The organism is Microvirga sp. P4_G7, assembly GCF_056401005.1.
Window position 1 is genome coordinate 1 of record NZ_JBFUKD010000917.1, and the last position, 1,193, is coordinate 1,193.

A 1,193-nucleotide genomic window follows, 5' to 3' on the forward strand; every position below is an offset into this window, starting at 1 on the left:
GCGCAACCGATCGTCTCCGCAAGAGGGCTCGCCATCTGGGTCGCCGCGTTGATGAACAGGGCGCGTATGGGGATGAGGCGGCCATCCCGCAGCCTGATTCCGTCGAGCGCGGGCGCGCTTCCCTCGAGGGAGGCGATCTCGCCTGTCTCGACCGCGACGCAGCGGCGCGTGAGAAGCTCCTCATCGGACGCATCGAGGTTCATCGCGCCGTTGGTGAAAAACGTCACATCGCCCCATTCCGCCACCAGCGACGCCTGTTTGACCGATGCCTCGTCGGTCGCCAGAACGCCGATGCTCCCGCCGCCGATCTCGTAGGCGTGGCAATAGGGACAATGCAGCACCGTCCGCCCCCACCGCTCGGCCAGCCCCCTTATCTCGGGCATGATGTCGACGATGCCCGTCGCGAGGAGAACGCGGCGCCCATCGTAACGGACGCCATCGGCGAGCGTGACGGCGAAACCGTCTTCGTCCGGTTCGACCCCGACGGCTTCCCCGCTCACGACCGTCGCCGTCGGATAGGCGCTGACCTGCTCACGACCTGAAGCGAGCAGATCTCCGGGTCTTGAGCCATCGTGACCGAACAGGCCATGTGCGGAAGTGGCGAACCGGTTACGCGGCTGGCCGGCATCGATCAACAGCATGGATCGACGAGCCCGCACCAGATGGAGGGCAGCAGAGAGGCCGGCGAAGCTGCCTCCGATGATGATGACGTCGTAGCGCATGGCCTCGGCTTCGGTGAGCGGAGAAGGGCTAACGCCAGTAACCGCCCGTCGTTTCCCCCAGCAAAGAACTTTTGCCTGTTCGACAACCGCCCTGCGATAAGGAAAATAGTCGAAGCGCTGTAAAGCGCAGTTTAGGGGGAACCGGAAAAACCCGAGGCCGTTGTCAAGGCACGAAACAACGGGAGACTACGATGTTCAAAGGCGGGCTGCTTTGGCTCATCGGCATTCCTTTGCCGATCATTCTTATTCTATTCTTCATGGGCTACCTGAGCTGACGGTAAGCCGACATCTAAACGAAGCCGTTATTTTAAAAAAAGGGGCGCTGGTGGGCGCCCCTTTTCGTATTCTTTACTCGGCAGCCTCGACGACTGGCCGCTCGCGCGATTGATGTTCGCGCTTGATCAGCTCCGCCGTGAGGAACGCGATTTCCAGCGCTTGCTCCGCGTTCAGGCGCGGATCGCAATACGTGTG

1 protein-coding gene is annotated in these 1,193 nt (G+C 61.9%); it reads right to left on the reverse strand.

Translation table 11 applies throughout. From position 1 onward, the window contains the following. On the reverse strand, positions 1-722 hold a 722-nt coding region (locus AC1DT3_RS21885; RefSeq protein ID WP_477467280.1), incomplete at its 3' end, for an NAD(P)/FAD-dependent oxidoreductase. Positions 723-1,193: the final 471 nt, after the last annotated feature.